Below are 1,409 nucleotides of genomic sequence, written 5' to 3' on the forward strand. Positions count from 1 at the left end.
CTTACTTAGGCAGCAACTTGGCATTTAACTCGGCCAAACGAAGCGCCCTAAATTGAACATTAGCATCATGCGACCCCGAACGATAAAGAGCTTTGCCAGTAAGACAATATTGCGACAATTACCAAATGAGCTTTAACCTCAAAACTTTTCAAAGCCTTAGACCACTAACGCCCAATTAAGTAGCTGACAACGCTACCAAATACACTCAAATTCACCACCGTAATCACTGAAGCTAATCGAGTTGAAAATGCCACGCGTTGACAGTCTGCTTGAATTGCTTGTTATGTGCGTAGTTGCGATAAGTAGAAAGCTCACCATTTACCTTAATACTTTGAATGTTATGAAATACAAGCCATTTTCGTTTGGATAGATTTTGCGAAGGATCCATTTGAGAATAAAAACAAATGGTAGATTCTCAGCTTTGGCATGCATTTGATTAAGTTGTTCGAAAGCTACTGGTTCATTACCTAGAATTTCTAGGTTACAGATTTTTCGATTGTCTTCGTACGTATAAGCCTCAACAACCTGCCCAATAGAGTAAAGGCTTTCTGATTTATCACGAATAGTCGCAACCTTCCGACCTGCCAATATCTGACGTTCCATTCGCGAGAAAAAAGTAATTTTATCCAATGAGTTACTCCTATTTTCTGATAAGCACATAACGCTTTAATAAGTGGCTGTTACCACGCACTTTACCAAGCCTATCAGACTTCAAGCCGAGAGTGGCCAGTGTTGATAAGTCCACTTAATTAACTTGTTAGTGGGCGGCTTCGCCATTGAATGCTAATTATTGGTGCAAGCCTTTATTATTTGAACCAATGCGCGATATTTGTAGAACTTACTTAGGCAGCAACTCGACATTTGACTCGGCCAAACGAAGCGCCCTAAATGGAACATTAACATCATGCGACCCCGAACCGCCAAAAAGCTACACCAGTAAAACAATATTGCGACGAGTGCAGAACAAACTTTAACCCTAAAACCTTTCAAAGCCTTAGACCACTAACGCTTTAATAAGTGGCTGTTACCACTGACTTTACCGAGCCTATCAGACTTCAAGCCGAGAGCGCCCAGCGTTGATAAGTCCACTTAATTAACTTGTTAGTCGGTGGCTTTGCCATTGAATACTGATTATTGGCACAAGCTTTTGTTATTAAAACCAATGCTCGACATTTGTAGAACTTACTTAGGGCAAGGCTATGCGTTTAACTCGGCCAAACGAAGCGCCCTAAATTGAACATTAATATCATGCGATCCAGTAGCGCCAAAAAACGTTGCCAGTAAAACAATACGCGAAAGTTACTGAACCAACTTTAACCTTAAAACCTTTCAAAGCATTAAACGACTAACGCTTTACTAAGTGGCTGTTACCACTAACTTTACCGAACATGCCAGACTTCAAGCCGAGA

Annotated in this window: 1 protein-coding gene; it reads right to left on the reverse strand. The window is 40.8% G+C overall.

The features are described from left to right. Positions 1-318 precede the first annotated feature (318 nt). Positions 319-630, reverse strand: a complete 312-nt coding sequence (gene yqfB, locus BCU12_RS07855) for a N(4)-acetylcytidine aminohydrolase (protein WP_241909776.1) — start codon at positions 628-630, stop codon at positions 319-321. Between the last annotated feature and the right edge of the window lie 779 nt (positions 631-1,409).

It is taken from the genome of Vibrio sp. 10N.261.55.A7 (assembly GCF_002877365.1).
Classification (GTDB): Bacteria; Pseudomonadota; Gammaproteobacteria; order Enterobacterales; family Vibrionaceae; genus Vibrio.